The sequence below is a fragment of the Acinetobacter sp. YH12156 genome (assembly GCF_013418235.1).
In the GTDB taxonomy this organism is placed as follows: Bacteria; Pseudomonadota; Gammaproteobacteria; order Pseudomonadales; family Moraxellaceae; genus Acinetobacter; species Acinetobacter pseudolwoffii.
On record NZ_VPCL01000001.1, the window covers coordinates 124,159 to 149,927 of the forward strand.

29 protein-coding genes are annotated in these 25,769 nt (G+C 43.9%); 18 read left to right on the top strand and 11 right to left on the bottom strand.

Annotated features, from left to right (window positions below):
* Window positions 1-7: 7 nt before the first annotated feature.
* The 3 genes from FTU87_RS00590 to FTU87_RS00600 are packed head-to-tail and all read right to left on the bottom strand — an operon-like array spanning window position 8 to window position 3,624.
* Window positions 8-802 (bottom strand): enoyl-CoA hydratase/isomerase family protein, encoded by a 795-nt coding sequence (locus FTU87_RS00590; protein WP_074382975.1) that lies wholly within the window; start codon window positions 800-802, stop codon window positions 8-10.
* 12 nt (window positions 803-814) lie between these two features.
* Window positions 815-2,416: a carboxyl transferase domain-containing protein gene (locus FTU87_RS00595; protein WP_100535526.1), complete on the bottom strand. Its 1,602-nt coding sequence runs from the start codon at window positions 2,414-2,416 to the stop codon at window positions 815-817.
* A gap of 35 nt (window positions 2,417-2,451) precedes the next feature.
* Window positions 2,452-3,624 (bottom strand): isovaleryl-CoA dehydrogenase, encoded by a 1,173-nt coding sequence (locus FTU87_RS00600; protein WP_005096545.1) that lies wholly within the window; start codon window positions 3,622-3,624, stop codon window positions 2,452-2,454.
* Between the two features lie 147 nt (window positions 3,625-3,771).
* Here FTU87_RS00600 and FTU87_RS00605 point away from each other — a divergent pair, with 147 nt between their 5' ends.
* The 5 genes from FTU87_RS00605 (at window position 3,772) to FTU87_RS00625 (ending at window position 8,951) form a co-directional block, all read left to right on the top strand.
* Window positions 3,772-4,407, top strand: coding sequence for a TetR/AcrR family transcriptional regulator (locus FTU87_RS00605; RefSeq protein ID WP_035337915.1), 636 nt, complete (start codon window positions 3,772-3,774; stop codon window positions 4,405-4,407).
* Window positions 4,408-4,503: 96 nt separating this feature from the next.
* Window positions 4,504-6,192: an AMP-binding protein gene (locus tag FTU87_RS00610; protein WP_180096481.1), complete on the top strand. Its 1,689-nt coding sequence runs from the start codon at window positions 4,504-4,506 to the stop codon at window positions 6,190-6,192.
* Between the two features lie 367 nt (window positions 6,193-6,559).
* On the top strand, window positions 6,560-7,231 hold the full coding sequence (locus FTU87_RS00615) for a class I SAM-dependent methyltransferase (protein WP_100355086.1): 672 nt from the start codon (window positions 6,560-6,562) through the stop codon (window positions 7,229-7,231).
* 63 nt (window positions 7,232-7,294) lie between these two features.
* Window positions 7,295-8,092 carry a thioesterase family protein gene (locus FTU87_RS00620; protein WP_180096482.1) on the top strand — a complete coding sequence of 266 codons (798 nt, stop codon included), beginning with the start codon at window positions 7,295-7,297 and terminating at the stop codon, window positions 8,090-8,092.
* A gap of 82 nt (window positions 8,093-8,174) precedes the next feature.
* Complete coding sequence (locus FTU87_RS00625) at window positions 8,175-8,951, top strand: Rossmann-like and DUF2520 domain-containing protein (protein ID WP_159138064.1); 777 nt, start codon at window positions 8,175-8,177, stop codon at window positions 8,949-8,951.
* Between the two features lie 92 nt (window positions 8,952-9,043).
* Here the strand turns inward: FTU87_RS00625 and trmB are convergent, their stop codons facing one another.
* Window positions 9,044-9,760 (bottom strand): tRNA (guanosine(46)-N7)-methyltransferase TrmB, encoded by a 717-nt coding sequence (gene trmB / locus FTU87_RS00630; protein ID WP_100355085.1) that lies wholly within the window; start codon window positions 9,758-9,760, stop codon window positions 9,044-9,046.
* Between the two features lie 151 nt (window positions 9,761-9,911).
* Window positions 9,912-11,357: a SulP family inorganic anion transporter gene (locus FTU87_RS00635; RefSeq protein WP_180096483.1), complete on the bottom strand. Its 1,446-nt coding sequence runs from the start codon at window positions 11,355-11,357 to the stop codon at window positions 9,912-9,914.
* A 215-nt stretch (window positions 11,358-11,572) separates the two neighbouring features.
* Here FTU87_RS00635 and FTU87_RS00640 point away from each other — a divergent pair, with 215 nt between their 5' ends.
* From FTU87_RS00640 to FTU87_RS00650, 3 genes are all read left to right on the top strand, one after another.
* On the top strand, window positions 11,573-12,184 hold the full coding sequence (locus tag FTU87_RS00640) for a glutathione binding-like protein (RefSeq protein ID WP_005171574.1): 612 nt from the start codon (window positions 11,573-11,575) through the stop codon (window positions 12,182-12,184).
* Between the two features lie 73 nt (window positions 12,185-12,257).
* The gene (locus FTU87_RS00645) at window positions 12,258-12,668 is read left to right on the top strand and encodes a DUF4878 domain-containing protein (protein ID WP_100329791.1); all 411 of its coding nucleotides are present in this window, start codon (window positions 12,258-12,260) and stop codon (window positions 12,666-12,668) included.
* Between the two features lie 97 nt (window positions 12,669-12,765).
* Window positions 12,766-13,272 (top strand): YiiX/YebB-like N1pC/P60 family cysteine hydrolase, encoded by a 507-nt coding sequence (locus tag FTU87_RS00650; RefSeq protein WP_157797502.1) that lies wholly within the window; start codon window positions 12,766-12,768, stop codon window positions 13,270-13,272.
* A gap of 64 nt (window positions 13,273-13,336) precedes the next feature.
* Here FTU87_RS00650 and FTU87_RS00655 read toward each other — a convergent pair whose 3' ends face one another.
* The 5 genes from FTU87_RS00655 to FTU87_RS00675 form a co-directional block, all read right to left on the bottom strand.
* Window positions 13,337-14,119, bottom strand: coding sequence for a thiazole synthase (locus FTU87_RS00655; RefSeq protein WP_005096562.1), 783 nt, complete (start codon window positions 14,117-14,119; stop codon window positions 13,337-13,339).
* A 14-nt stretch (window positions 14,120-14,133) separates the two neighbouring features.
* On the bottom strand, window positions 14,134-14,331 hold the full coding sequence (gene thiS, locus FTU87_RS00660; protein WP_004280105.1) for a sulfur carrier protein ThiS: 198 nt from the start codon (window positions 14,329-14,331) through the stop codon (window positions 14,134-14,136).
* A gap of 35 nt (window positions 14,332-14,366) precedes the next feature.
* A complete protein-coding gene (locus FTU87_RS00665) occupies window positions 14,367-14,732 on the bottom strand; it encodes a DUF423 domain-containing protein (RefSeq protein ID WP_005096565.1) in 366 nt (121 codons plus the stop codon).
* 119 nt (window positions 14,733-14,851) lie between these two features.
* Window positions 14,852-15,721 carry an RNA polymerase sigma factor RpoH gene (gene rpoH / locus FTU87_RS00670; RefSeq protein WP_005096567.1) on the bottom strand — a complete coding sequence of 290 codons (870 nt, stop codon included), beginning with the start codon at window positions 15,719-15,721 and terminating at the stop codon, window positions 14,852-14,854.
* A 136-nt stretch (window positions 15,722-15,857) separates the two neighbouring features.
* Window positions 15,858-16,091: a sulfurtransferase TusA family protein gene (locus FTU87_RS00675; RefSeq protein ID WP_180049988.1), complete on the bottom strand. Its 234-nt coding sequence runs from the start codon at window positions 16,089-16,091 to the stop codon at window positions 15,858-15,860.
* A 385-nt stretch (window positions 16,092-16,476) separates the two neighbouring features.
* Here FTU87_RS00675 and FTU87_RS00680 point away from each other — a divergent pair, with 385 nt between their 5' ends.
* Together FTU87_RS00680 and rhlB are read left to right on the top strand one after the other, a co-directional pair.
* A complete protein-coding gene (locus FTU87_RS00680; protein ID WP_004280099.1) occupies window positions 16,477-16,692 on the top strand; it encodes a cold-shock protein in 216 nt (71 codons plus the stop codon).
* 101 nt (window positions 16,693-16,793) lie between these two features.
* The gene (rhlB, locus tag FTU87_RS00685) at window positions 16,794-17,945 is read left to right on the top strand and encodes an ATP-dependent RNA helicase RhlB (protein WP_005096570.1); all 1,152 of its coding nucleotides are present in this window, start codon (window positions 16,794-16,796) and stop codon (window positions 17,943-17,945) included.
* A gap of 59 nt (window positions 17,946-18,004) precedes the next feature.
* Here the strand turns inward: rhlB and FTU87_RS00690 are convergent, their stop codons facing one another.
* Complete coding sequence (locus FTU87_RS00690) at window positions 18,005-18,382, bottom strand: hypothetical protein (RefSeq protein ID WP_005171568.1); 378 nt, start codon at window positions 18,380-18,382, stop codon at window positions 18,005-18,007.
* Window positions 18,383-18,646: 264 nt separating this feature from the next.
* Between FTU87_RS00690 and FTU87_RS00695 the strand changes: the two genes are divergently transcribed.
* The 8 genes from FTU87_RS00695 (at window position 18,647) to purF (ending at window position 25,756) form a co-directional block, all read left to right on the top strand.
* Window positions 18,647-19,228: a nitroreductase family protein gene (locus FTU87_RS00695; RefSeq protein ID WP_005096574.1), complete on the top strand. Its 582-nt coding sequence runs from the start codon at window positions 18,647-18,649 to the stop codon at window positions 19,226-19,228.
* A gap of 33 nt (window positions 19,229-19,261) precedes the next feature.
* On the top strand, window positions 19,262-20,335 hold the full coding sequence (locus tag FTU87_RS00700; protein ID WP_005096576.1) for an NAD(P)H-dependent glycerol-3-phosphate dehydrogenase: 1,074 nt from the start codon (window positions 19,262-19,264) through the stop codon (window positions 20,333-20,335).
* Between the two features lie 78 nt (window positions 20,336-20,413).
* Complete coding sequence (gene sixA, locus FTU87_RS00705) at window positions 20,414-20,869, top strand: phosphohistidine phosphatase SixA (protein WP_180096484.1); 456 nt, start codon at window positions 20,414-20,416, stop codon at window positions 20,867-20,869.
* 29 nt (window positions 20,870-20,898) lie between these two features.
* Window positions 20,899-22,038 (top strand): type II secretion system protein GspL, encoded by a 1,140-nt coding sequence (gene gspL, locus FTU87_RS00710; protein ID WP_180096485.1) that lies wholly within the window; start codon window positions 20,899-20,901, stop codon window positions 22,036-22,038.
* On the top strand, window positions 22,038-22,517 hold the full coding sequence (gene gspM, locus FTU87_RS00715; RefSeq protein WP_100355082.1) for a type II secretion system protein GspM: 480 nt from the start codon (window positions 22,038-22,040) through the stop codon (window positions 22,515-22,517). Before gspL ends, gspM begins: the two co-directional genes overlap by 1 nt.
* Window positions 22,518-22,607: 90 nt before the next feature.
* Complete coding sequence (locus FTU87_RS00720) at window positions 22,608-23,609, top strand: quinone-dependent dihydroorotate dehydrogenase (RefSeq protein WP_180049987.1); 1,002 nt, start codon at window positions 22,608-22,610, stop codon at window positions 23,607-23,609.
* A gap of 5 nt (window positions 23,610-23,614) precedes the next feature.
* Window positions 23,615-24,196 carry a CvpA family protein gene (locus FTU87_RS00725; protein ID WP_005096581.1) on the top strand — a complete coding sequence of 194 codons (582 nt, stop codon included), beginning with the start codon at window positions 23,615-23,617 and terminating at the stop codon, window positions 24,194-24,196.
* A 24-nt stretch (window positions 24,197-24,220) separates the two neighbouring features.
* The gene (gene purF, locus FTU87_RS00730) at window positions 24,221-25,756 is read left to right on the top strand and encodes an amidophosphoribosyltransferase (RefSeq protein WP_180096486.1); all 1,536 of its coding nucleotides are present in this window, start codon (window positions 24,221-24,223) and stop codon (window positions 25,754-25,756) included.
* Window positions 25,757-25,769: the final 13 nt, after the last annotated feature.

Here is a 25,769-nt window from a genome sequence, read left to right on the forward strand (position 1 = left end):
CTTGTTGTTATGCCGTGGTCTTGATCCAGGCCGGGCTTTGTTTGTTTAAAAATGCATTCAGTCCATTTTTCGCCTCATCTCCCTGGCGAATATGGGCAATATGCTGTGCTGTTTTAAGAAGTAAATCTTCGGTCAAAACCTGTTGGTCGACCAGTTGAATCAGTTGTTTTGAGGAATTTTGTGCAGCAGGGCCACCGAGTAACAGGGCTTCCACAATTTCATCAATTTTGCTGTCGAGCTGTTCCGGTGGAGTGACTTCATGCGCCAGTCCAATGGTTTTGGCCTGTTCCGCAGAAATTCGCTCGGCGGTCAGGAAATAACGTGAAGCCTGACGCGCACCAATCGCACGAATCACATACGGGCTGATGGTCGAAGGTGCCAGACCTAGGCGTACTTCAGAGGTGGCAAACTTGGCATCGGTGCTGGCCACGCAAATATCACAAGCTGATGCCAGACCCATACCACCGCCAAAAGCAATGCCATGCACCCGGGCGATGGTTGGCTGCTTTAAAGTCGCTAGGCTTTGCAGCATTTTCGCCAGTTTTAATGCATCTGCTTCGTTGTCTGCTTGAGAAGCCTGACCGGCCTGTTTCATCCAGTTCAAATCGGCACCGGCCGAAAAGCTCTTGCCGCGCCCTGCCAGAATCACCACACGCACATCATCACGGCTATTTAAAGACTGGAAGCAGCGATACAATTCTTCAATGACCTGAGTATTAAAGGCATTGTGCAGTTCAGCGCGATTAATCCAAACCGTTGCCACTTGATTTTGCTGTTCGAGCTGTAAAAATTGATATGTCATTTTTTTCACCTCTTACATGCGGAACACGCCAAACTTGGTCGGCTGGATTGGCGCATTCAGTGCCGCAGCTAAACTAAGACCTAACACTTCACGAGATTGGGCAGGGTCAATGACACCGTCATCCCATAAACGTGCAGAGGCATAATAAGGATGACCTTGGCGTTCGTACTGATCACGAATTGGCTGTTTAAACTGATCTTCTTCTTCCGCAGACCAGTTAGCGCCTTTGACTTCAATCTGATCACGTTTTAAGGTCGACAATACGCTGGAGGCCTGTTCACCGCCCATCACTGAAATACGTGAGTTTGGCCAAGTCCACATAAAGCGTGGTGAATACGCGCGGCCACACATACCATAGTTGCCGGCACCAAATGAGCCGCCAATCACCATGGTCAGTTTAGGCACATTGGCATTGGCCACAGCCATCACCAGTTTGGCGCCATTTTTGGCAATGCCTTCATTTTCATACTGGCGGCCAACCATAAAGCCAGTGATATTCTGGATAAATAGCAGGGGAATATTGCGCTGACAGCACAGCTCAATAAAATGTGCACCTTTTTGTGCTGACTCGGAAAACAGAATGCCGTTATTGGCAATAATCCCGACTGGCATACCGTATAGGCTGGCAAATCCGGTAATCAAGGTAGTACCAAATCGAGCCTTGAATTCATCAAAACGCGAACCATCGACAATCCGGGCAATCACTTCACGGACATCAAAAGGTTTACGCGAATCTGTTGGCACGATACCGTATAGCTCTGAAGCATCAAACAAAGGCGCTTCCACATGTTCAGGCAACGGATTTGGTTTTTTATTTAAATTGGCCACAATATTGCGGGCAATTTCCAGGGCATGCTGGTCATTTTCAGCCAGATGATCGGCTACACCGGAGAGGCGGGTATGCACATCACCACCACCAAGGTCTTCACTGGAAACAACTTCACCGGTTGCAGCTTTGACCAGTGGCGGGCCACCGAGGAAAATGGTTCCCTGATTGCGTACAATAATAGTTTCATCCGACATGGCAGGCACATAGGCACCACCCGCCGTACAACTGCCCATTACCACGGCAATCTGGGCAATGCCTTGGCTCGACATACGCGCCTGATTATAGAAAATACGTCCGAAGTGATCACGATCCGGGAAGACTTCATCTTGTAGCGGCAAATAGGCACCGCCAGAATCGACCAGATAAATACAGGTCAAATGATTCTGCTCGGCAATTTCCTGAGCACGCAAATGTTTTTTTACGGTCAGTGGATAATAAGTGCCCCCTTTAACAGTCGCATCATTGGCAATGATCATGCAGGTTACGCCATTGACCTGACCAACGCCAGCGACCACGCCCGCAGCAGGCACATCGTCCTGATAGACCTGATAGGCAGCCAGTTGTCCAATTTCAATAAATGCCGTGCCAGGATCAATCAGATGATCAATACGTTCTCTGGCTAGTAATTTACCGCGATCCAAATGTTTTTGACGGGCAGTTTCACCCCCACCCAAGGCAATTTTTTGGACTTTCTGTTTCAGGTCTTCGACCAGATTTTGCATCGCCGTCTGGTTGTTTTTAAATTCGTCGCTGCGAATATTAATTTTGCTCTTTAATTGATTCATGCCGAACATCCTTGTCTATTCTTGTGATTTATTTTTTAGGCAGTTTCATTAAACAGTTCGCGGCCAATCAGCATGCGGCGAATTTCTGAGGTGCCTGCGCCAATTTCATACAGTTTGGCATCGCGCCATAGACGTCCCGCAGCAAACTCGTTGATATAACCGTTGCCACCCAAGGTTTGAATGGTTTCGCCCGCCATCCAGGTGGCTTTTTCAGCTGCATATAAAATCGCACTGGCGGCATCTTTACGCAGGCTACGGCTATGCTCTGCCTTGTCACATTCTGCGCCAACTGCATAGACCAGGGCTTTACAGGCCAGCCAGGTGGAATACATGTCAGCAATTTTGCCCTGCATCAACTGGAATTCACCCAGCGCCTGACCAAACTGTTTACGATCATGAATATACGGAATCACGGTATCCATACAGGCATCCATAATGCCGAGTGGGCCTGCACTTAAAACAGCACGTTCATAGTCCAGACCGCTCATCAGCACTTTGGTGCCATTGCCGACACCGCCGAGCACGTTTTCTTTTGGCACTGCGACATTGTCAAAAAATAGTGGATAAGTGTTTGAGCCACGCATGCCGAGTTTGTCTAGGTGCGTACCGTGACTAAACCCCGGCATATTTTTTTCAACCAGAAAAGCGGTCATGCCTTTGGCACCGGCTTGTAAATCGGTTTTTGCGTAGACCACCAGTACATCGGCATCGCCGCCATTGGTGATCCACATTTTCGAACCATTCAGCAGGTAATGATCACCTTTGTCTTCCGCTTTGAGTTTCATGCTGACCACATCGGATCCGGCATTGGGTTCGGACATGGCCAATGCACCGACATAATCACCAGATACCAGTTTGGGCAGATAGCGCTGTTTCTGTTCTTCACTGCCATTACGCTTAATCTGGTTTACACATAGGTTAGAATGTGCGCCATAGGACAAACCAATCGATGCTGAAGCACGGGAAATTTCCTGCATGGCAATGATGTGCGCCAGATAACCGAAATTTGAACCGCCATATTCCTCACTGACCGTCAGACCGAGCAGGCCCATCTCGCCAAATTTTTTCCAAAGGTGAGCAGGGAATTCATTGTCACGGTCCACTTGTTGAGCAATTGGAGCAATTTCCTTGGCGCAAAATGCAGCCACTGAATCACGAAGTGCAATAAGTGTTTCGTCCAAACCGAAATCCAAGCTTTGTAAATTCATTGTTCATCCATCCTGTGGTTCTATTTGTTGTATCCAAAAAAGCATTTTTGTTGTGCTTGTTATTTAACATACATCGAAAATTTAAAAAAGTGAATCAATATTCACAAAATGATTTACAATTCATTTTATCTTGTTGAGATTAATTTTATGAGTTATAAAAGATCATCATTGATGCAGGAACGAATGGAGCAAAATCGCTTGGCGATCTTGCAATCTGCTCGTGAGCTGATTACTCAAGGGGGCTTTAAAGAGGCGTCGATTCAGGCGATTGCAGAACGTGCAGGCGTTTCTACAGGCTTGGTATATCGATATTTCGAAAACAAGAATCAGATTTTGATTCAGGTTTTGTCAGAAGCAATTCGGCTTGAGATTGAGATTTTAAATCACATTGCTGCCTCGGATTTATCGCCAAAACAGAAATTGCAAAAATCTGTTACAACTTTTGTGAAGCGAGCCATGAACAGCCCACAGTTGGCGTATTCGCTGATGTTCGAACCGGTCGATCCGGAAATGGAACATGAGCGTTTTCACAGTAAACAGCTAATCAAGCAAAGCATTAAGGAAATTTTGGCTGAAGGAAAAGTCAATGGCGAGTTTGAATTTGAAGATTTAAATACCGCAGCGCTGGGTGTGGTTGGTTCCATGACCTTTGTGGTAATTGAACCTTTGAATCCATCTCGGAATATCAGGTTTGATCAAAATTATAAGGATCACTTTGTCAAACAGATTGCCGATTTTTGTGTCAACGCAGTACGTCGACAGGAGGGAGTAGCAGGAGCATAAAACACAAAAAACAGGCAGGAAGACAGGGTTGTCGTGGTCAAAAACAATTAATAGAGTTGAAAATCAGAATTACAAAGAATCAAGGAGATCGATTCAATGACACAAGTACGGTTAAGCTATGCCTACGGAACAAGCAGCCAACCCTTATTGGGCATGACAATTGGCGAAAAATTTGATCAGGCATGCGAACAGTATGCACATTCTGATGCAATCGTCAGCTTGCACCAGAATGTGCGTCTGAGCTATCAGCAGTTGCAGCAGCAAGTGAATGCTTTTGCCTGTAGTTTGCAAAAACTGGGCCTGAAAAAAGGTGACCGTCTGGCCATCTGGTCGCCGAACTGTGTGGAATGGACCATTACCCAGTTTGCTGCATTTAAGGCCGGGATTATTCTGGTGAATTTGAATCCAGCTTATAAAAGTAATGAACTGGAATATGTCTTAAACAAGGTCTCCTGTAAGGGACTGGTGATTGCAGCGCAGTTTAAAACCACTGACTATCAGGAAATTCTGACTAAAATTGCTCCTGAGCTAATGCAGACTGAAAGTAAATTACTCAATGCAGAGCGTCTGCCGCATTTGAAGCATGTGATTAAAATTGATGAACAGGAACATCCGGGTCTACATCGTTTTCAGGACTTATTGGTGGAACCGAGCGCAAACGCCTTAGAAAAATTGCAGCAAGTTTCGAGTGAATTGCAGTTTGATGAAACCATCAATATTCAATTTACTTCAGGGACGACCGGGAATCCGAAAGGTACTATGTTGACCCATAACAATATTTTAAATAATGGCTATTTTGTCGGTGAAGCCATTCATTTAAGTCCAGAAGATCGGGTTTGTATTTCGGTACCACTGTTCCACTGCTTTGGTATGGTGATGGGAAATCTGGCCTGTATTACCCATGGTTCAGCCATGATTTATCCATCTGCCGTTTTCAATCCTCTGGAAACTCTCAAAGCCATTCAACAAGAAAAATGTACGGCGGCTTATGGGGTGCCGACCATGTTTATTGCCATTCTTGAGCATGAACAGTTTGATGAATTTGATCTGAGCAGTTTGCGTACCGGTATTATGGCCGGCAGTCCATGTCCACAGGAAATTATGCAGCGTGTGATTGACCGGATGCATATGTCAGACATTACCATCTGTTATGGCATGACTGAAACCGCACCGGTCAGTGCGCAAAGCTCTACCGCAGACTCTATTGAACAGCGTGTTACGACAGTCGGCCGGGTACATCCGCATCTGGAAGTGAAAATTGTCGATGAAGATGGCAAGGTGGTGCCGCGCGGACAACTCGGTGAACTCTGTGTGCGTGGTTATTCGGTGATGCTCGGTTATTGGGAAGATCAGGATAAAACTGCAGAAGTAATTGATAATGCGCGCTGGATGCATACGGGTGATATTGCTGAAATGGATGATGAAGGCTTTGTCAAAATCAAGGGGAGAATCAAGGATGTCGTCATTCGTGGCGGTGAAAACCTGTTCCCCAAAGAAATTGAAGACTTCCTTTATACCCATCCTGCGGTTTCAGATGTTCAGGTGATTGGTGTGCCAGATCATAAGTATGGTGAAGAACTCTGTGCCTGCATCATTTTGCATGAAAACGATCCGTGTACTGAAGAAACTATTCGCCAGTATTGTGCCGAGCATATCTCACACAATAAAGTGCCGCGCTATGTGCGTTTCTTCCATGAGTTCCCGATGACAGCTTCCGGTAAGGCGCAGAAGTTTAAATTGCGTGAATTTATGCGTGAAGAGTTGAACTTAAAGGAAATAGCTTAAGTATTGTTTAGTTTTTGAGATTGGTGAATTCTTCAACTTTTTTATCATTAAAAAAAGTTGAAGAGAAACTATTAAGAAAAAGCGAAAGATCTGCACAGCCTCACTTAGAAAGAAAGATTTTAATTTTAACGTGTAGGCCATGCTTTGACTTTCGATGGGCCAAAATAAACAAAAGCCCTTTATTTTGCTGAAGGGACATCCATGTCCCTTCAGCAAAATGGCGACATTCATGTCGCCTGTCATGTGATTAGATTTAGGATAATGGTCGAAAATTTAAAACCTTTAGATGGAATCTTTATCAATATTGTAATAACTGATAAACCGAATGCTCTTTAGTCTGTTGAATGGTGTGAGGTAAAGTGAAAATATGGCAAAAAACTTTCATAGTGAACTCGTCGTCGCTAATTATGATGAGCACATCCGTAAACTGATTCCCGGCTATGAACTGGTACATCAGCAAATTGATGCCATCCTAACCACTCATTTACCCGAAATTGCCCATATATTGGTCGTTGGTTGCGGGACAGGCTATGAGCTATCTTATCTGTTGCAACGCCACCCAAACTGGACATTTACTGCAATTGATCCATCGGCGACTATGCTGGAACAGGCGCAGAAAAATATTGGGTTAGACCTGGGATCGCAGCGGATTCGTTTTATTCAGACAGATACACAAAGCTTAAATCAAGATAATCAGTTCGATGCGGCTCTAGCAATTTTGGTGGCACATTTTATTCCATCAGAAAATAAAACTGAATTTTTTCAGGATATATCCGGTAGTCTTAAGACCGATGGAATCCTGTTAACCTATGACTTGATGCAACCTGAAAATAAAACTGAATTAAAAATCTTGCAAAAAATGGCACAGCAGACAGGACTCAGTATTCAACAAAGCGAAAAAATGCTTGAACGGTTACAGCAGGACTTTCATTTAATCTCTGCCCAAGATTTAGCAGCGCTTTTAACCAAAGTCGGATTTAAACATAGCAAAATTTACTGTCAAATCATGAATTATTATGGTTTTTTTATACAGAAATAAGCATAGCTAACTGAAACAGTTAACTAGAAATTTAAATATAAGATTCAAGGAAGTGTAAAAACAATGTCAGCCTACTATCGTTTCATCAACCGCGAACAGCATGCCGATGGCAGCAGCACTGCTTATTATGAATCTAATATTCATGCGCAAGGTGCATGGAATCCGCATGAGCAGCATATGGCGCCCGCGACTGGCATTATTTGTGCAGAACTGGAACAGTTTCAGCCACGTGCAGAGATGCGCATTGGCCGGGTGAGTCTGGATATCTTTGGACTGATTGCTTTTGGTGAATTTTCCATTACTACGCGCATGATTCGTCCGGGTAAAACCATCGAACTCATTGAAGCAGAAATGTGTGCCAACGGGAAAACCTGTATTGTGGCACGTGCCTGGAAAATGATGACTTCGGATACCCGCGCGATCGCCGGTCTGGAAGATTTTTCGGTTCAGCACCCTGAAGACCTGCCGGTGTGGGAAGGGATGCGCTGCTGGCCAGGTGGTTATATTCAAAGTATTAATACCCGTGCCCATGTCGATCATCGTGCGGGCAAAGGTATTGTCTGGTTATCGAATGCCCTGGAAATGGTAGAAGGTCAGACGACCAGCGACTTTAGCCGCTTGATGGGAATGGTGGATACAGCCAACGGTGTGGTGCCGCGTCAGGATCCAAATGCGGGATGGGGTTTCCCAAATCTGGACTTGCAGATTCATTTGCATCGTTTGCCTAAAGGCACATGGCTAGGACTAGAAGTGCTACAGCAATATGGTGAAGATGGCATTGGTTTAACCAGTGGAATTTTACATGATCTTCATGGGCCTTTTGGTCGCAGTGAGCAGATTTTAACCTTACGTAAATTTTAAAATCTGATTTACACAAAAGGACGAATTGCTTCGTCCTTTTTTTATTGGCATGCTGTGCGCAATTATTCAGGAAGATCAGCAGATGCGGATTAGTATTATTGGGGCAGGTCGAGTTGCCTTTCATCTTGCCCAAGGCTTAAATGGACAGCATGAGCTTGTACAAATCTATAGCCGCAGTTTTGCCAAGGCAGAACAGCTGGCATCTAAATTTAAGGCTCAGGCGATCAACGCTCCTGAATTACTGCATTCCGAAATTGATCTTTTAATCATTGCCGTCAGTGACCAATTCATTCGATCTGTCATCGAGCAGGTACATGCCTATCTTCCTGATGTGTTGATCGTACATACTTCTGGCAGTACCCACTTAAACGTTTTGCAGGATGTTCACCCACGTTCAGGTGTATTTTACCCTTTACAGACTTTTAGTCTGGAACGTGACATCGACTGGTCGAATACGCCTTTATTTATTGAAGCGGATAATGCTGAAGATCAAGAAAAACTGCATGATCTAGCAAATAGCCTAAGCAATAGAGTCTATCACTATAGCTCTGAACAACGCTTAAGTTTGCATCTGGCCGCAGTATTTGCCTGTAATTTCAGTAATTATTGTTATGATATGGCGAAGCAGATTGTAGATGCTGAGCAGGTCGATTTCAGTCTGCTGTATCCCTTAATACTAGAAACTGCCCATAAAGCCACAGAAAATGATCCAAGGCAAATGCAGACTGGCCCCGCCATGCGTGGTGATCAAAATATCCTGAATATGCATCAGCAGATGCTGGCGAATCGGCAGCGAGCAGATTTACAAAATGTCTATCAGTTGTTGAGCCAGCAGATTCTCACGCGTCATCAGAAATGAAGAAGCTAATGATTTATCTACAGAGCAGGGTTCAAAGACAAATTTTCTCTATAAAAAAGCGCTGAATAATCAGCGCTTTTGTGAGTCTTAGATTAAGAAATTTTCTTGAAGATAAAGTCATTAATCTTGTGACCGGCTTCAATGCCGCGACGCTCAAACTTGGTTTGTGGACGCCAGTCAGGACGAGGATAGCTGTTGCCTTTACCTGCGAGGTTTTCCAGACGTGGACGTTCTTCCAAAACTTCAAGCATCCATTCTGCATATGGTTCCCAATCTGTTGCAGCATGGAAGGTGCCGCCCAGCTCCAGCTTTTGCTCAACCAGTGGCATACGTTCATGTGAAACAAAACGGCGTTTAAAATGACGTTTTTTCTGCCATGGATCAGGGAAGTAAAGCTGAACCGTATTGATACTATTGTCCGGCATTTCACGCAGCACTTGAATCGCATCGGCATCCAGTACGCGTAAGTTGGTTACGCCGGCCATACCTGCTTCATAGACACACTGCGCAATGCCTGGTACATGAACTTCAATCCCGACAAAATTACGCTCGGGATTGGCCTTGGCCATCAGCACCAGAGAACGACCCATACCAAAACCGATTTCTACCGTTAAAGGACGCTCCGGATGTTCAAAGTGTTGACGTAAATCGCCCACCGGATATTCCAAAATTAAGTGACCATATTGTTCAAGCGCAGTACGTTGAGAGGTGTTCAGCGGCATTGAGCGGCGCATAAACGTCACGATTTCACGGTGCTCGCTTAAATTGTCCAGCTCCACGACTTGCTGGTCTAATTGATCGTTCGACATAACTTTGGCAAATCTAAAAATTCAGAATGCGGTATTTTAAGTCCTGAGCCGAGCAAGTCAAACTTTTCTCGGTATTTCTCCATAAAAATCGGCAAGATCTTCCAGATACAATAAAAGAGCCAAGCGAGGCTCTTTTATTAATCATCATGCCTCAGCTACTAAAACGGTCAATCAAGGTGCTGCTGGCTTCATTTAAACCAATCACGGTCACCTCTATACCTTGAGCTTTAAATTTCTGGATGACGTTATTCAGCATATTGACTGAAGTCACATCCCAGATATGTGCATGGGTCAGATCCAGCTCGACATGTGCAAGCTTTTCTTTAAAGTCAAAGAACTGATAGAATTTTTCTGAACTACTGAAAAAAATCTGTCCGGAAATAATATAGCTGCGGGAGTGAGCTGAATTTAAATGGGTAGATACATGCACGGTTCTTTCCAGTTTATTAATAAAGAACAGGGCAGAAAGTAGCACGCCAACAAATACACCCAGTGCCAGATTATGGGTGGCTAAAACCACCAGCACCACCGCAATCATAACCACATTAAATTCCAGCGGATGTTTATTGAATTGTTTGACTGAACCCCACTGGAAAGTGGTAAAGGCGACCATCACCATAATCGCCACCAAAGCCGCCATCGGAATATAAGCCAGCCAGTCTTTCAGAAACACCACCAGGCACAGCAAAAATACACCGGCAATCAGCGTCGATAAACGGGTTCGTGCACCGGAAGACACATTAATAATCGATTGACCGATCATGGCACAACCGGCCATGCCACCCATAAAACCACTGACAATATTGGCCATACCCTGACCACGACATTCCTGATGACGGTCACCTTCAGTTCCGGTGACTTCATCAATTACAGTCGTGGTCATCATGCTTTCCAGCAAACCGACAGTCGCCAGCGTCAATGAATAAGGCAGTACAATTTGTAGGGTTTCCAGATTGAGCGGAATCTCCGGCAGCAGGAACACTGGTAAGGTGTCCGGAAATTGCCCCAGATCACTCACGGTTCGCATATCTGTACCCAAGAACAGCGCCAGTCCACTCAGCACGATGATGCAAATTAGCGGAGAAGGAATGGCTTTACCAATTTCAGGCAGATAAGGAAATAGATAGATAATCGCCAGACCCATGGCAATAAACAGATAGCCCATCCCATCCATTTTTTGCATCTCGGGAAGCTGTGCGACAAAAATCAGAATTGCCAATGCATTCAAAAATCCATACACCACAGCTTGCGAAACAAAGCGCATCAACTTGGCCACTTTAAAATAACCGGCAATGACCTGAATAATTCCGGTCAGAATAGTCGCTACCAGCAGATATTGCAGTCCATGGTCTTTTACCAGCGTAATCATCAGCAGTGCCATCGCACCCGTAGCCGCTGAGATCATGGCAGGGCGGCCGCCAAAAAAAGCAATCGTCACAGCAATACAAAACGAAGCATAGAGACCGACCTGCGGATCGACGCCAGCAATTGCAGAGAAGGCGATCGACTCGGGAATTAAGGCCAGTCCAACCACCAAACCTGCGAGTACATCAGTCCGAACATTGGAAAACCATTCTTCTTTTTTAAGGCTAATCACGAAATATCATCTAAATTTGGAAAACCTGGGTATCTTAAACAGATGCGGTCAAAAATCTACAGAGATGGGCTTGAAAAAGCCGTTAATTTCCTGAATATTGAATGAGTAAATGTCCTGAGGGGCAGTTACGCTTTTTTGCAATTTACAGGTTTGATCACTTGAAAGTTTGACAGAAGCGATTTAAAACATAGAGAAGTGTATAACAAGGATCAGAAATGAAGCTTTACTATTCGCCGGGTGCATGCTCACTGGCAGCTCATATTATTTTAAATGAAATTAATGTCGATTTTGATTTGGAACGTGTTGACTTAAAAACACATAAAACAGAGAAAGGTACGGATTATTACGAAATTAATCCTAAAGGCTATGTACCAGCCTTAGAAATTAATCCTGGTCTGATCCTGACAGAAAACGTAGCCATTTTACCTTTTCTGGCTCAACACGATCCAAAACAAGATCTGATTCCGCCATCTGGTATGGGACGTGCCAAAGTTCTGGAATGGCTGGGTTATCTCAACTCAGAATTGCATGATGCTTATGCGGTGTTCTTTGGTGGCAAGTTATCCGATGATGAAAAGAAAAAAGCCTATGCAGAAGTCGATCGTCTATTGAGTTATATCGACAAAGCGATTGCTGAATCAGACAATGACTATCTGGTTGATGATAACTTTGGCCCAGCCGATGCTTATCTGTTTGTGTTGACCAATTGGTCGAATCATATTGAGCATGATTTAAGTCCGTATAAGAATATTATTCATATCCGCAATAAAGTCGCAGAGCGTCAGTCTGTACAGATTGCAATGCGAGATGAAGGTCTAATTCCATAAAATTTAAAAAAAAGCATAATTATTATGCTTTTTTTTTGACTTTCATTTAATAATTGCTATTGGAATAAATAAGATGAAGAGAATACTGAATTTAGTATTAAGTTTCGGTTTAACGGGAATGCTGGTTGCATGTAGTAGTGTTAAAAATCCAGAAAATGTAGCTCAAGAATATGTTACAGCAGCCTATAAAGGCGATTCAGAAAAAATGCTCTCTTATATTTATATACCTGAAAATGTTAAAGCCCAAGCAGGTTCTGAAGAAATGATTCAAGGCAAAATAAAAGCTGGCGCGGCAAAGGCTAAAGAGCAAGCTGAACGTAAAGGCGGAGTCAAAGAAATTAGTGTGGTAGACAAAAATATCGATGAAGCAAATGGAAAAGGACGGGTGACTATCGGAGTCAGCTTTAAAAATGAAGGCTCTAATTCTGTAACAGATCGAGTAAAACTTATCAAAAATGAAGATAAATGGAAAGTTGATTTATAATCGGTTTAGTTTGATTTTGGGCAGATTAGTTATTCTAATCTGCCTTTTTATTGGGTTTCCCCCCCAAGATACTATAAAGCAAGATAAACAGATTTATATGCCCGAGCACGCATTTCAAGTGGGTGATTGGATTGTTCGGGAAGGGGTGGGTTACGAAAGTTTTTTAATCAAAAAACTGAGTGGGAGTGAATACTCACATATTGGCGTGATTGCAGAAACTCAACCGAATATTTTGGTGGTGCATGCGACCACAGATGATGATCCCTCACATGTAAATCAAGTGATTCAATCAGATATCAGTGATTTTATTGACTCAAAACGAGCAAAAAAGTGGGCAGTTTATAGAGAAAGCAGTTTAGAGCCATATAAAAGAAAAGATATTGCTAGGGCCGTGACAAGGCAGGTAGGAGAGCAATTTATTTTAGGATCAAGAGGTGAGACGCATCGTTATTGCACTACGATTATTGCAGAGAAACTTCCATTGTCTTTACGTAATAAACTGGTCTGGAGCAAGATTGAATTGCCAGGCTTGCAGGGGGAGCTGCTTTTTCCTGATGCTTTATTAAAGCTTGAATCCGTCGAGCTGATTTATAAAAATAGATAATTTAGGATGAGTAAAAGCTAAATGATAGTCAAAGAATCATACAATCCTTTGACTACGATGAGATTTATTTAAAGAAATAACCAGTTTCCGGCGAGCTGGCATTGGCCATACGTTTGCGTGGCATACGGCCGGCCAGAAAAGCTTCACGGCCAGCTTCGACTGCTTTTTTCATTGCAGAGGCCATGAGTACCGGATTCTGTGCAGCTGCAATCGCTGTATTCATCAGTACACCATCACAGCCCAGTTCCATCGCAATTGCGGCATCACTTGCGGTACCGACACCAGCATCGACCAGTACAGGCACTTTGGCATTTTCTTTAATAATCGACAGGGTATGTGGATTGAGAATTCCCAAGCCCGAACCAATCAGGCTGCCCAAAGGCATAATTGCCACACAGCCCATGCTTTCCAGTTCTTGCGCCACGATTGGATCATCCGAAGTATAGACCATGATCTCAAAGCCATCGTCAATCAAGGTACGTGCAGCTTTCAAGGTTTCAGTCACATTCGGATATAAGGTCTTTTCATCGCCTAAAACTTCAAGCTTGACCAGATTATGGCCATCAAGGAGTTCGCGTGCCAGCATACAGGTGCGAACGGCACTATTGGCATCGAAACAACCTGCGGTATTCGGCAAAATGGTATATTTTTCCGGAGGAATGACTGACAGCAGGTTCGGCTGATCTGGATGCTGTCCAATATTGACCCGACGAATCGCGACAGTAACAATCTCTGCGCCACTGGTTTCAATGGCTTGCTGAGTTTCATTTAAATCTTTATATTTGCCTGTGCCTACCAAAAGGCGAGACTGGAATTGGCGTGAACCAATCTGTAATAAATCTTGCATAATCGTCCCGAGTATTAGCCGCCACCGACCGCGTGAATAATTTCTATTTTGTCTGTATCGCAAATCGGCGTATCGCCTAATCTGCTTTTAGGAATAATCATTTCATTGACTTCAACTGCAAAACGCTTACCCTCAAGCGCCATACTCTGAATCAGTTCCAGCAGATTCTTGCAGTGAGTTTCCTGTTGTTCGCCATTGATATAAATCATCATTCTAGCTACCCTCCATGATTAAGTGATTTTCAGACTTATCTGGCGTATTTTAAAGCATTCCAAGCCAGAATTAACCATCCTGCAATCATTAAAGCACCACCAATTGGCGTAATTGCGCCTAATCCACGTGGTAAACCCAAGGCCATGATATACAGTGAACCAGAAAATAATAAAATACCGACCTGAATTAGCCAAAAACTCCATTGAATCGGGAGTGTCGGAATGACTTTCGCGAGCAAGGCCAGAATAAGCAAACCTAAGGCATGATAGAAAAAATAATCCGTTGCCGTTTGCCACCAGCCGAGCTGGGCTTCAGTCGCGCGCGCTTTTAAACCATGTGCACCAAAGGCACCGAGCATCACGGCAAGCGCCAAGTTGAGTGCTGAAATCGCAATCCACATTTGAATTGATCTTCCTGATAAAGTTTGCGCTCAACCTTAGCATAAATTCAAAATTCGGACATAAAAAAGCCTTCATCAAAGAAGGCTTTTTCAGATTAAATCAATAACAGAATTTGGTATTAATTGGAGGACATCGCCACTTTAATTTTTTCCATGGCATTTTTTTCGAGTTGGCGAATACGTTCCGCGGAAACGTTATATTCGGCGGCCAGCTCATGCAGGGTTGATTTCTCATCGTCTAGCCAGCGACGCTGCAAGATATTACGTGAACGATCATCGAGCTGATCCATGGCTTCGTGCAGGGCAGAGGTACTTTGTTCCTCATAATCCTCATTTTCAATCAGACGGGCCGGATCATAACGGTTATCTTCAAGATATAAAGCCGGTGCAACATAAGTTGAACCTTCATCATCGTCATCGCCGGAAGCATCAAAAGCAGCATCATATGCCGTCAAACGGCCTTCCATCTCCAGAACTTGTTCTGGTGTGACATTTAAATCATTGGCAATCGACTGTGCTTCTGCGAGGGTCAACTTTTTCGATGATTTTTTCAGGCTACGCAGATTAAAAAACAGTTTACGTTGCGCTTTGGTGGTCGCGATTTTAACAATACGCCAGTTACGGATCACATATTCATGAATTTCCGCCTTAATCCAGTGCACAGCAAATGACACCAAACGTACGCCCATATTCGGGTCAAAACGTTTTACAGCTTTCATCAGACCCAGGTTGCCTTCCTGAATCAGGTCGCCTTGTGGCAGGCCATAACCTGCATAACTGCGTGCAATATGCACCACAAAACGCAAATGTGACATGACCAGCATTTTTGCTGCATCTAAATCTTGGTCATAGTAATAGCGTTCGGCCAACTCTTTTTCTTGTTCGGCCGTTAAAATCGGAATCTGATTGACAGTGCTGATATAAGCACCGAGGTTGACCCCTGGCGCCGATAATGACAGGGGCATCAACTGATTGCGGCTGTCACTCATGTGTTCTCCTTGAAATGCGGGATAACCCTAAACATAGGTTTTATCTTAATCCAATCTCTCCGCAAATAATGGATATTTGGGTAGAGAAATGTAAAAAAGTATACGAAACTAAGATAAACAGTTTAATTGAAAATTTTTAAGATTCAATCAAGTAGTGAAATTCTGAATCAGAAACTTTTTTTGATTCAAGCTTGAGTTGATGAATCTGGCAATAACGGCTGACATCCGTCTGACTATGTGGATCAGAGGATTTGAGCAAGAAAGTTTTCTGATTACCGGCCTTTAGTGCCCGTTTTAACATTAATAGCGGCATCGGGCAGGGTTTTCCCATGGCATCGATAAGACAATATTGCTGTGGATTTTGCGACATTAGGGTTTCATTCATATAGCAAAAAAATGACAATAAATAGTAACAAAGAAGCGTATAGAACCAAACTGCTTTAATAAAAATCAGGATCTAAAAGAAGATATAAAGTCTTTTGACAATTTTCATGAAAAAAATAACTAAATCAAACAGAACATGCTAAAAAAAATCTATTAATTGTGATAAACCCATGTTAAGCTCGTTGCGTATTTGGGACTTTGAATAAACAAAGTGATTGTTTTTCACCCTATTACATAAATGGATGTAACCGGGATTTTGTTGATAGTTTTACAGAATGATTACAAGCTTAAAAATAATATTTTCAAACTTGTTTGCTCTGCTGTTTGCAACACCGGGTGGTCCTTCTTTTAGTTTCAATGAGGATTAACTTATGACAGCTGCTCGCGAACAAGGCGTAGTTAAGTGGTTTAACGATACTAAAGGCTTCGGCTTTATTCAACGTAACGGCGGTGATGACGTATTTGTTCATTTCCGTGCTATCCAAGGTGACGGCCACCGTTCACTTCGTGATGGTCAACGCGTTGAATTCAGTGTTGTTAAAGGCCAAAAAGGCTTTCAAGCTGAAGAAGTTCAACCATTAGACTAATCTTCGGATTAAGCTAAAAAGAAAACGCTCCAATATAACTTGGGGCGTTTTTTGTTTATACTATCCCCATCTTAGTGATTACCCAAGTAGAGCACCGCTTTATGTCATCTGGTTTTGAAACCTTAAATTTACATCCCAATCTAAAAAAAGCGATTGATGCTTTAGGCTTTACCACCATGACGCCTATCCAGCAGAAGGTTTTAAAATTCACGCTGGCAGGACATGATGCCATTGGCCGCGCACAGACAGGTACAGGTAAAACTGCAGCTTTTTTAATTAGTATCATGAATGATCTATTAAATAACCCAATTCAGGAGCAGCGTTATCGTGGTGAACCGCGTGCCCTGATTTTGGCACCGACCCGTGAACTGGCACTGCAAATTGAAAGCGATGCACAGGATCTGGCCAAATATGCCGGTCTCAATGTCGTGACTTTGCTGGGTGGTGTAGATTTTGACAAGCAAAAGAATCAACTAAATAAAGCACCTGTCGATATTATGGTCGCGACACCCGGTCGTTTGATCGATTTTGTCGAGCAAAAAGAAGTCTGGCTGGATCAGATTGAATTTCTGGTCATTGATGAAGCGGATCGTCTACTCGATATGGGCTTTATTCCTTCAGTGAAACGCATTGTGCGTTTTTCGCCGCGTAAGGAGCAACGTCAGACTTTAATGTTCTCTGCAACATTCAGCTATGATGTACTAAATTTGGCCCAGCAATGGTTATTTGAACCGGTAACAGTTGAAATTGAACCGGAAAAGAAAACCAATGCCGATGTCGAGCAACGGGTGTATATGGTGGCTAAGGCCGATAAATATAAACTGTTGCAAGAAATCTTGCGTGATGAGCCGATTGAAAAGGTGATGATTTTCGCCAACCGTCGTGATCAGGTGCGTAAGCTTTATGATCATTTAAAACGTGATGGTTATAAGGTGGTCATGCTGTCTGGTGAGATTGCTCAAGACAAGCGTCTAAAAATGCTAGACCAGTTCAAAAATGGTAAGCACAACATTATGATTGCAACAGATGTTGCGGGTCGTGGTATTCATGTGGATGGTGTTTCACATGTGGTGAACTTCACTTTACCTGAACAGTCAGATGATTATGTACATCGTATTGGACGTACTGGCCGTGCGGGAACACGTGGTGTGAGTATTAGTTTCCTTGCCGAAGATGATGCGTTCTATCTACCAGAAATTGAGAAGGCGATTGGACAGAAATTGCCTTTAACTCGTCTGGAAGGTTATTGCTAATCCAGATTAAAAAAACCGCTCTTCAAGAGCGGTTTTTTTTATGACCATGTGATCTGGACTTATTTGGCCTGACAACGGAAAGTCAAAATGGTTTGATAGTCATCATTCTGGTTTAAACCAGTATTGGTGCCTGCGATATTACCTAAAACAGTCGCTGCTGCCTGAATCATCTGTCCAGTCTGATCATCAACGACACCTTTTAATGCCCCGTTATAACCCGTCTTTTCATCGATAATAATCGCAGTAGCTTTCGAACCACAGGTTTTGCTGGCAGCATTAATGGCATTATTTTTGGCAGTTAATTGATTTTTACCTAATCCGGTGACCTCAAACTGATTATTTTCTTTCTGAATTGCCAGTGAGGTTGGGTTGGAAGCACAGGCAGTTAAAAGTAGAGCTGAAGCTGCTAATCCGCTGATCGCAATTGTTTTTTTCATGATAAAATCTCGGGTGAAAACAGAATTAAGCTTATTTGAGCATAGTAAAGCGCACAGAATTTGGAGCTGTTGTATAAGTTTGGAAATTTTTAGTGTGACTCTATGCTAAAAAAGTAATTCAGCTAAGCATTTCATTGATTAAAATAAAAATATTGTAATGTTCTTTAGTGATTTTTGCGGCTAAGTCGCGGTGAAGTTTATAGAGTATTACAGCTGGAATATGCTAATCTTGAAAACAGTTTTTAAGTATAGATCTACAAAGCAATGACGGAATCCGTGGTCGACATCGTTCATCAAAATATTCACCAACGTCAATCAATAGGACATTTGCTGGCACCGGCACCGAATGCAGAACAGCTGGAGCTGGCTTTTCAGGCGGCATTGACAGCACCAGATCATCATCGGTTGAAACCCACCACCTTTGTGGTGATACCTGATGCACAGCGTGAAGCATTTGGGGAGCTGTTGTCTCAGGCACTGGTCGATCTGGGTGAAACTGAAACGGCACAGATTGAACGGGTCAAGAATCATCCATTCCGTGCGCCACTATTGGTGCTGGCTTTAACGCGTTTGCAAGATCATCCTAAAGTTCCACATTTTGAACAGATTCTCAGTTCAGGCGCCGCCATACAGAATTTTCTGTTATCACTCCAGATTCAGGGTTTCTCGACCATGTGGCGCAGTGGTGCTGTAGTCGAGTCTGGCCTGTTTAAGCAGGCATTAGGAATTTCAAAAGATGATTTGGTCTCGGGTATTATTTATATTGGCACTGCAGCAAAAGCAATTCCAGCACGCGCAGAGATTCAGACCAGTAATTTTGTAAGTTATTGGAATCAGAACGGTTAATTTGCACGGTATAACAGGGTATTAAAAAATAACATGTCAGAATTAAATTTTTCAGCACTGGTCGAGCCGGTTGCAGTCGATCATAAGACCGCTTTAAGAGTCACGGTGTTGGGTGGGGGCAGTTTTGGTACCGCAATGGCCAATACTGCAGTGCGTAATGGTTGTAATACCATGATCTGGATTCGTGACGAAGCCGTTGCGGCAGATATTAATGCCACGCATATCAATAAACGTTATTTGCCCGATTTCCAGCTGGAAGAAAACTTACTGGCTGTGTCGGATCTGGAACTGGCTGTGCGTGATCGCGATATTATTTTAGTCGCGATTCCAAGTCATTCTTTTCGGGATGTCCTGCAACAAATCAAGCCTTTTATCACCTCACAAGCCGTGATTTCACTCACCAAAGGGATTGAAGCCAAAACTTTTAGCTTCATGAGTGATATTATTCGGGAAGTGTTGCCAGAAGTGCCTTATGGAGTGTTGTCCGGACCGAATCTCGCCAAGGAAATTGTGGCAGGTCAGCCGGCAGGAACCGTGATTGCCAGCGAGTCTGAGCTGGTACGTTATGCCGTACAGCAAGCCTTACATAGTGCCTTGTTCCGTGTTTTTGCCAGTGATGATGTACATGGTGTAGAACTCGGTGGTGCCTTAAAAAATATTTATGCCGTCGCGATGGGGATGGCAGCCGCGTATAACGTGGGTGAAAATACCAAGAGTATGATCCTGACCCGTGCACTGGCCGAAATGAGCCGTTTTGCGGTAAAATTGGGCGCGAATCCGCTGACTTTCCTCGGGCTTTCCGGTGTGGGTGATTTATTTGCGACTTGTAGCAGTCCGCTGAGTCGTAATTATCAGGTTGGTTTTGCCTTGGGCAAAGGCAAGACTTTGGAGCAGGCTACTACTGAACTGGGTCAAACTGCAGAAGGGATCAATACCATCGTACAGGTCAAGGCGCGTTCCGAAGAACTGGATGTCTATATGCCAATTACTTCTGCCTTGTATGATGTGATTTTTGAAGGTGCACCACCACTCAATATTGCCTTGTCATTGATGAAAAATGGTCATCGCAGTGATGTGGAATTTGTCTTGCCACATCATCAAGTCTGATCTATAACACAAAGGGACTGTCTGCGAATTGTCATATTGGCCAGTTATCATGCAGGCAAAAGAAAATAAGGAAATCCAATGCAACTGACTTTAGTGCGACATGGTGAGGCTGCTCCACCAGTCAATGGCAATGATAGCAAGCGTCCATTGACGGAGCGTGGTCATCAGCAGGCTGAGCAAACTGCACAGTTCTTAAAAAATATGATTAAACCTGAAGTGTTTGTGGTCAGTCCCTTATTGCGTGCACAAGAGACCCTGGCTCATCTGCAGCAGTATTTTCAAGATGTACCCGTGGTGATCTGTAATGCGATTAAACCCGATGATGATGCCAAGGTCGCGGTTGAATGGTTGTCGCAACTGCCTTATGAATCGATTGCCGTGGTGTGTCATATGAATGTGGTGGCACACATTTCTTCTATTTTGCTGGCGGAGTCTTTTCATCCCTATGCATTGGCAGAAGCACGTATCTATGCGCAGCCAGTCATTGCCGCGGGTTTGTCGACAACAGTTAAAAGTTTTATTCCTACATCATAAAAACCAATTAAAACGGTAGTACACAATCGATGTTGTATTTATGGATGCCTGAGGCCAATGGGGTTTGGCAATGGTCAACTGGGGAATTCTGGAACACTGCGGCCACACTTGAGCAGTTGATTCAGGAGATTCAGGCTCATCATGGCGAAGAAGCAGTAGTGTTTTTCCCGAGCCGTCATGTGCAAATTTTGCAGCAGACTTTGCCCAAGAGCCAATATAAAAAAATGGGCAATGAGGGCATCAAGTATCTGCTTGAAGAATATGTGGTGCTGCCCGTCGATGCCATGAAAGTGCTGCATCATTTTCAGCAGCCTGATCAGGTCAGTATTATGGGGATTGCGAATTCTACCCTCGAGACCTTGCAGTATTCTCTCAACCTGATTCCCGTCAAGCTGGCGGCTTTGCTGCCAGACTTTTTGGTGCTGCCGGTTCCTGAAGCCAATCAGCGGGTGATTACCCAAATTGGTGGGCGCTTGTTGGTACGAGAGGCAGAATATATCGGCCAGTCATTGGATGATCTGAGTCTGTATCTGGATTATCAGCCCAAAGATTTGCATTATAAAGTCAGTAGTCTGAATCAGGATCAGTTAAGTAGCCTAGAAGCATTGGTCACACAGGAGCAGTTAGAATCTTTTCAGTATGTCCTTCCGGTATTGAAAAAACCTAAACAGCATGCGTTTAATGTATTGCCCAAAGCCAAATCTGAAGGTGCCATTTCCGGTTACTGGAAAGCATGCGCAGCTGTATTTCTGGGCATATTAGTCTTACAGTTTGGTTATGATGCGGTGCGCTGGTATCAATACAAAAAAGTGGCAAATCAGACCGCTGCACAGGCCGTTGATCAGTTCAAGTACTGGTTTGGGCAAAATTATCCGGTCACTGAGCAGAATATCAAAAGCCAGTTTGAAGGGCAGTTGCGTCAAAGCCAGATTGCCGATACACAGGCATTGCAGCTGATTAGCCGGGTGGGACCAGTCTTGATGCAGAACCAGATTGTGGCACAACGGATCAATTATGATGCGTCTGTGTTGAGTATGGAGCTTAAAGCCAATTCATCAGATATGCTAAATGCATTGACCAAGCAATTGAGTCAGCAAGGCTTTAAAGTGGAGCTGGGGAATATTCAGGCCAGCGGAACAGGTGCCATTGGGCTGGTGAGGGTGCAATAATGAAAGCCATCGAAGCGCTACAAAATCGCATGGATCAATCTTTTGAAAAACTGAGGGATTATCTGGACAGTCTCTCGGCACGTGAACGGGTATTGGTGATTTTTACCACTATTTTTGTAGTTGTGGCTGCGGTCAGTTCAGCACTCTGGTATATGCATCAGGCAGCAGACACCCAGCAGAAACGTTTAAATCAGCTGAAAGATACCATTGTCTGGATGCAAAGTAATGCAGTCACCATAAAGCCTGCTGGAGACATGCAGCTGGATGCCGCAGAGAAAGTACAGCGGGTGGCACAGCAACAAGGTCTTTCGGTTGCATCCCAGCAAATAGATGGAAAAATTCAATTGGCGGTCATGCATGAAAATTATGCAGTTTTGGCAAACTTCCTGACTCAACTGGCACAAATGGGTCTAAGTGTTGAGAAAATGGAACTAAATAATGAAGCAGGACAGATTAAATTAACCGCGACCGTGCAATAAACGGTAAAAATAAAGATTTGCAAAGCATGGTTTTTTTGTCAGCCTATGCCTATAATATGCCGACTTAAAAAGCAGTAGACTTTTCTAGATATGTTGTATTCTCTAGCCCGCCCTTTGTTGTTTTCTTTAGCACCAGAGCGTGCACATGAGCTGACACTATCACTATTAAAATCATCCCATAAAATGGGCTTGATGCGTCAAAATGTTACTGCAAAACCTGTAACCTGTATGGGAATCGAATTTCCCAATCCAGTAGGGCTTGCGGCAGGTTTAGACAAAAATGGTGCTTATATTGATGCCCTTGCTGGTCAAGGTTTTGGTTTTATTGAAATTGGTACCATTACGCCGCGACCGCAAGCAGGCAACCCTCATCCGCGTTTGTTCCGTCTGCCGCAGGCCAAAGCTATTATTAACCGTATGGGCTTTAACAATGATGGCGTGGATCAGCTGGTTGAAAATGTCAAAGCGGCCAAATTTAAAGGCATTCTCGGTATCAATATCGGTAAAAACGCTGATACTCCGGTAGAAAAAGCAGTAGATGATTACCTCATCTGTTTAGAAAAAGTCTATAATTATGCTTCTTATATTACCGTCAACATTTCTTCTCCCAATACCAAAAACCTGCGCAGCCTGCAAAGTGGTGATGCACTGACCGAACTGCTTGAAACATTGAAAAACCGTCAGCTTGAATTGGCGCAGGAATACCAGCATTATGTACCTTTGGTCCTTAAAGTAGCGCCTGATCTGGACGAAACCGATATTGCCTTTATTGCCAAGCAGTTACTGCAATTCAAGATTGATGGTCTGATCGTGACCAATACCACACTGTCACGTGAAGGGGTGGAAGGTCTGGCGCATGCAGAGGAGGCAGGTGGTCTATCTGGCGCGCCAGTCTTTGAGAAAAGTACCGCATGTCTGGCTGCATTTGCTCAGGTGTTAAAAGGACAAATTCCCTTGATTGGTGTGGGTGGTATTCTTTCAGGCGCAGATGCTGTTGCCAAGAAACAGGCAGGTGCCAGCCTTGTACAAGTTTATAGTGGCCTCATCTATACTGGACCTGAACTTGTAAAAGATTGTGTAGACGCACTTTAAATCCTATGAATGCCATTGATATCTTTCTGCTGATTATCTTGCTCATTGGAGGGCTCAACGGTTTGCGTCAAGGATTTATTAAAGCCTTTGCGAACTTAGTGGGATGGATCTTTGCCCTGATTGTTGCGGCAAAATATTCAACGCTACTTGCGCCGTCTATGGTTGCTCTGAGTACAGATCCAGTCGTACAAAAGATAGCAGCCTTCGCCTTTATCGTCCTGTTAATTGTGGTTCTGACCTGGATCGTCACTGCGCTTTTAAACCGTATTTTAAAGAGTCTTAAACTGGGTCCGCTTAACCGTCTGGCAGGTGGTGTCTTTGGTAGCCTGAAAGGCTTGCTGATTGTACTGATTACCATGCAAGGCATTGGCCCATGGGTAGAAAGCTCACCGCACTGGAAACAGTCCAAGTTTATTCAAGCCTTATTGCCTTATGCGCCTTGGGCGACTCAAATGTCGAAAGACGCCGCGAATGGCGCACTACAACATATCAAGCCTGAAGGGACATCGAAACCTTCAGCTGTATCATCTGAAACATCGTCCAAATCTGGAGCTGCAGATGAGTCTACAAATAATCCTTTTTATTAATCCTAGCTTGTCTGCGAGGTTGCTATGTGTGGAGTAGTTGGTATAGCTGGTAAATCACCCGTTAACCAAATGTTGTTTGATGCATTAACGATGTTACAACATCGTGGACAAGATGCAGCTGGGATCGTGACATGTGATGAAGGGCGTCTGTTCCTTCGTAAAGACAATGGGATGGTGCGTGATGTATTTCATACCCGTCATATGCGTGCCTTGAAAGGAAATTACGGGATTGGTCATGTGCGTTATCCAACAGCCGGTTCATCGAGCAGTGCAGAAGCACAGCCATTTTATGTGAACTCGCCGTATGGAATTACCTTGGCGCATAACGGTAATTTGACCAATGCCGAAGAAATTCACGATGACCTGTTCAAAACTGACTTGCGTCATATGAACACGGATTCTGATTCAGAAGTGCTGCTAAACGTGCTAGCGCATGAATTGCAAAAACATGGCAAATTGGTGCCGACTTCGGAAGATATTTTCCATGCGGTAACACGTGTGCATGAGCGTTGTAAAGGCGCTTATGGTGTGGTAGCAATGATTACCGGACAAGGTCTGGTGGGCTTCCGTGATCCGAATGGTATCCGTCCACTGATTTACGGTTCACGTGAAACTGAACAGGGCATGGAATATATCATAGCTTCTGAATCGGTTGCGATTACTGCGCTGGGCTTCAAAGTTGAGCGTGATATTCAGCCAGGTGAAGCGGTATTTATCGATTTACAAGGTAATTTCTTTACCAAGCAATGTGCGAGCAATCCTGAATATCGTCCATGTATTTTTGAATATGTGTATTTTGCCCGTCCGGATGCCATTATTGATGGAATCTCGGTGTATAAAGCACGTCTGAAAATGGGTGAGAAGCTGGCGCAAAAAATTCTGCGCGAGTGGGGTGAAGAGAATGATATCGATGTGGTGATTCCGATTCCGGATACTTCACGTACTTCTGCATTGGAACTTGCCAATATGCTGGGTGTGAAATTCCGTGAAGGTTTCATGAAAAACCGTTATATCGGTCGTACTTTTATTATGCCAGGTCAGCAACTACGTAAAAAATCGGTACGTCAAAAACTGAACCCGGTTGAGCTTGAATTTAAGGGTAAAAACGTACTATTGGTCGATGACTCGATTGTGCGTGGTACGACCTGTAATGAAATTATCCAGATGGCACGTGATTCTGGTGCGAAAAAAGTCTTCTTTGCTTCCGCAGCACCGATGGTGAAATATCCAAACGTGTACGGTATCGATATGCCGGCAAAATCAGAGCTAATTGCCTCAGATCGTAGCGTTGAAGAAATTCGTGAAATTATTGGTGCAGACCGTTTGGTGTTCCAGGATCTGGAAGATTTAAAAGATGCAGTTCGAACCACCAAAGTGCCAGATCTGAAAGATTTTGACTGTTCGGTATTTGACGGCGTTTATGTCGCGGGTGGTATTGATGCGCAGTATCTGGATGATCTACAGCAAAAACGTAGTGACAGTGCCATGAAAGAAGGGAATTACATCGATGTGAATATCGATGCAGCTTCTGTGGATTTAACTGGCGTACGTGAAGTCTAAGCGCTTAAAATCA

What these genes read in the sequence shown, in the direction of transcription:
- FTU87_RS00590 (WP_074382975.1), bottom strand. Translation starts at nt 802, where the DNA reads ATGACATATCAATTTTTACAGCTCGAACAGCAAAATCAAGTGGCAACG.
- FTU87_RS00595 (WP_100535526.1), bottom strand. Translation starts at nt 2,416, where the DNA reads ATGAATCAATTAAAGAGCAAAATTAATATTCGCAGCGACGAATTTAAA.
- FTU87_RS00600 (WP_005096545.1), bottom strand. Translation starts at nt 3,624, where the DNA reads ATGAATTTACAAAGCTTGGATTTCGGTTTGGACGAAACACTTATTGCA.
- FTU87_RS00605 (WP_035337915.1), top strand. Translation starts at nt 3,772, where the DNA reads ATGAGTTATAAAAGATCATCATTGATGCAGGAACGAATGGAGCAAAAT.
- FTU87_RS00610 (WP_180096481.1), top strand. Translation starts at nt 4,504, where the DNA reads ATGACACAAGTACGGTTAAGCTATGCCTACGGAACAAGCAGCCAACCC.
- FTU87_RS00615 (WP_100355086.1), top strand. Translation starts at nt 6,560, where the DNA reads ATGGCAAAAAACTTTCATAGTGAACTCGTCGTCGCTAATTATGATGAG.
- FTU87_RS00620 (WP_180096482.1), top strand. Translation starts at nt 7,295, where the DNA reads ATGTCAGCCTACTATCGTTTCATCAACCGCGAACAGCATGCCGATGGC.
- FTU87_RS00625 (WP_159138064.1), top strand. Translation starts at nt 8,175, where the DNA reads ATGCGGATTAGTATTATTGGGGCAGGTCGAGTTGCCTTTCATCTTGCC.
- trmB (WP_100355085.1), bottom strand. Translation starts at nt 9,760, where the DNA reads ATGTCGAACGATCAATTAGACCAGCAAGTCGTGGAGCTGGACAATTTA.
- FTU87_RS00640 (WP_005171574.1), top strand. Translation starts at nt 11,573, where the DNA reads ATGAAGCTTTACTATTCGCCGGGTGCATGCTCACTGGCAGCTCATATT.
- FTU87_RS00645 (WP_100329791.1), top strand. Translation starts at nt 12,258, where the DNA reads ATGAAGAGAATACTGAATTTAGTATTAAGTTTCGGTTTAACGGGAATG.
- FTU87_RS00650 (WP_157797502.1), top strand. Translation starts at nt 12,766, where the DNA reads ATGCCCGAGCACGCATTTCAAGTGGGTGATTGGATTGTTCGGGAAGGG.
- FTU87_RS00655 (WP_005096562.1), bottom strand. Translation starts at nt 14,119, where the DNA reads ATGCAAGATTTATTACAGATTGGTTCACGCCAATTCCAGTCTCGCCTT.
- thiS (WP_004280105.1), bottom strand. Translation starts at nt 14,331, where the DNA reads ATGATGATTTATATCAATGGCGAACAACAGGAAACTCACTGCAAGAAT.
- FTU87_RS00665 (WP_005096565.1), bottom strand. Translation starts at nt 14,732, where the DNA reads ATGTGGATTGCGATTTCAGCACTCAACTTGGCGCTTGCCGTGATGCTC.
- rpoH (WP_005096567.1), bottom strand. Translation starts at nt 15,721, where the DNA reads ATGAGTGACAGCCGCAATCAGTTGATGCCCCTGTCATTATCGGCGCCA.
- FTU87_RS00675 (WP_180049988.1), bottom strand. Translation starts at nt 16,091, where the DNA reads ATGTCGCAAAATCCACAGCAATATTGTCTTATCGATGCCATGGGAAAA.
- FTU87_RS00680 (WP_004280099.1), top strand. Translation starts at nt 16,477, where the DNA reads ATGACAGCTGCTCGCGAACAAGGCGTAGTTAAGTGGTTTAACGATACT.
- rhlB (WP_005096570.1), top strand. Translation starts at nt 16,794, where the DNA reads ATGTCATCTGGTTTTGAAACCTTAAATTTACATCCCAATCTAAAAAAA.
- FTU87_RS00690 (WP_005171568.1), bottom strand. Translation starts at nt 18,382, where the DNA reads ATGAAAAAAACAATTGCGATCAGCGGATTAGCAGCTTCAGCTCTACTT.
- FTU87_RS00695 (WP_005096574.1), top strand. Translation starts at nt 18,647, where the DNA reads ATGACGGAATCCGTGGTCGACATCGTTCATCAAAATATTCACCAACGT.
- FTU87_RS00700 (WP_005096576.1), top strand. Translation starts at nt 19,262, where the DNA reads ATGTCAGAATTAAATTTTTCAGCACTGGTCGAGCCGGTTGCAGTCGAT.
- sixA (WP_180096484.1), top strand. Translation starts at nt 20,414, where the DNA reads ATGCAACTGACTTTAGTGCGACATGGTGAGGCTGCTCCACCAGTCAAT.
- gspL (WP_180096485.1), top strand. Translation starts at nt 20,899, where the DNA reads ATGTTGTATTTATGGATGCCTGAGGCCAATGGGGTTTGGCAATGGTCA.
- gspM (WP_100355082.1), top strand. Translation starts at nt 22,038, where the DNA reads ATGAAAGCCATCGAAGCGCTACAAAATCGCATGGATCAATCTTTTGAA.
- FTU87_RS00720 (WP_180049987.1), top strand. Translation starts at nt 22,608, where the DNA reads ATGTTGTATTCTCTAGCCCGCCCTTTGTTGTTTTCTTTAGCACCAGAG.
- FTU87_RS00725 (WP_005096581.1), top strand. Translation starts at nt 23,615, where the DNA reads ATGAATGCCATTGATATCTTTCTGCTGATTATCTTGCTCATTGGAGGG.
- purF (WP_180096486.1), top strand. Translation starts at nt 24,221, where the DNA reads ATGTGTGGAGTAGTTGGTATAGCTGGTAAATCACCCGTTAACCAAATG.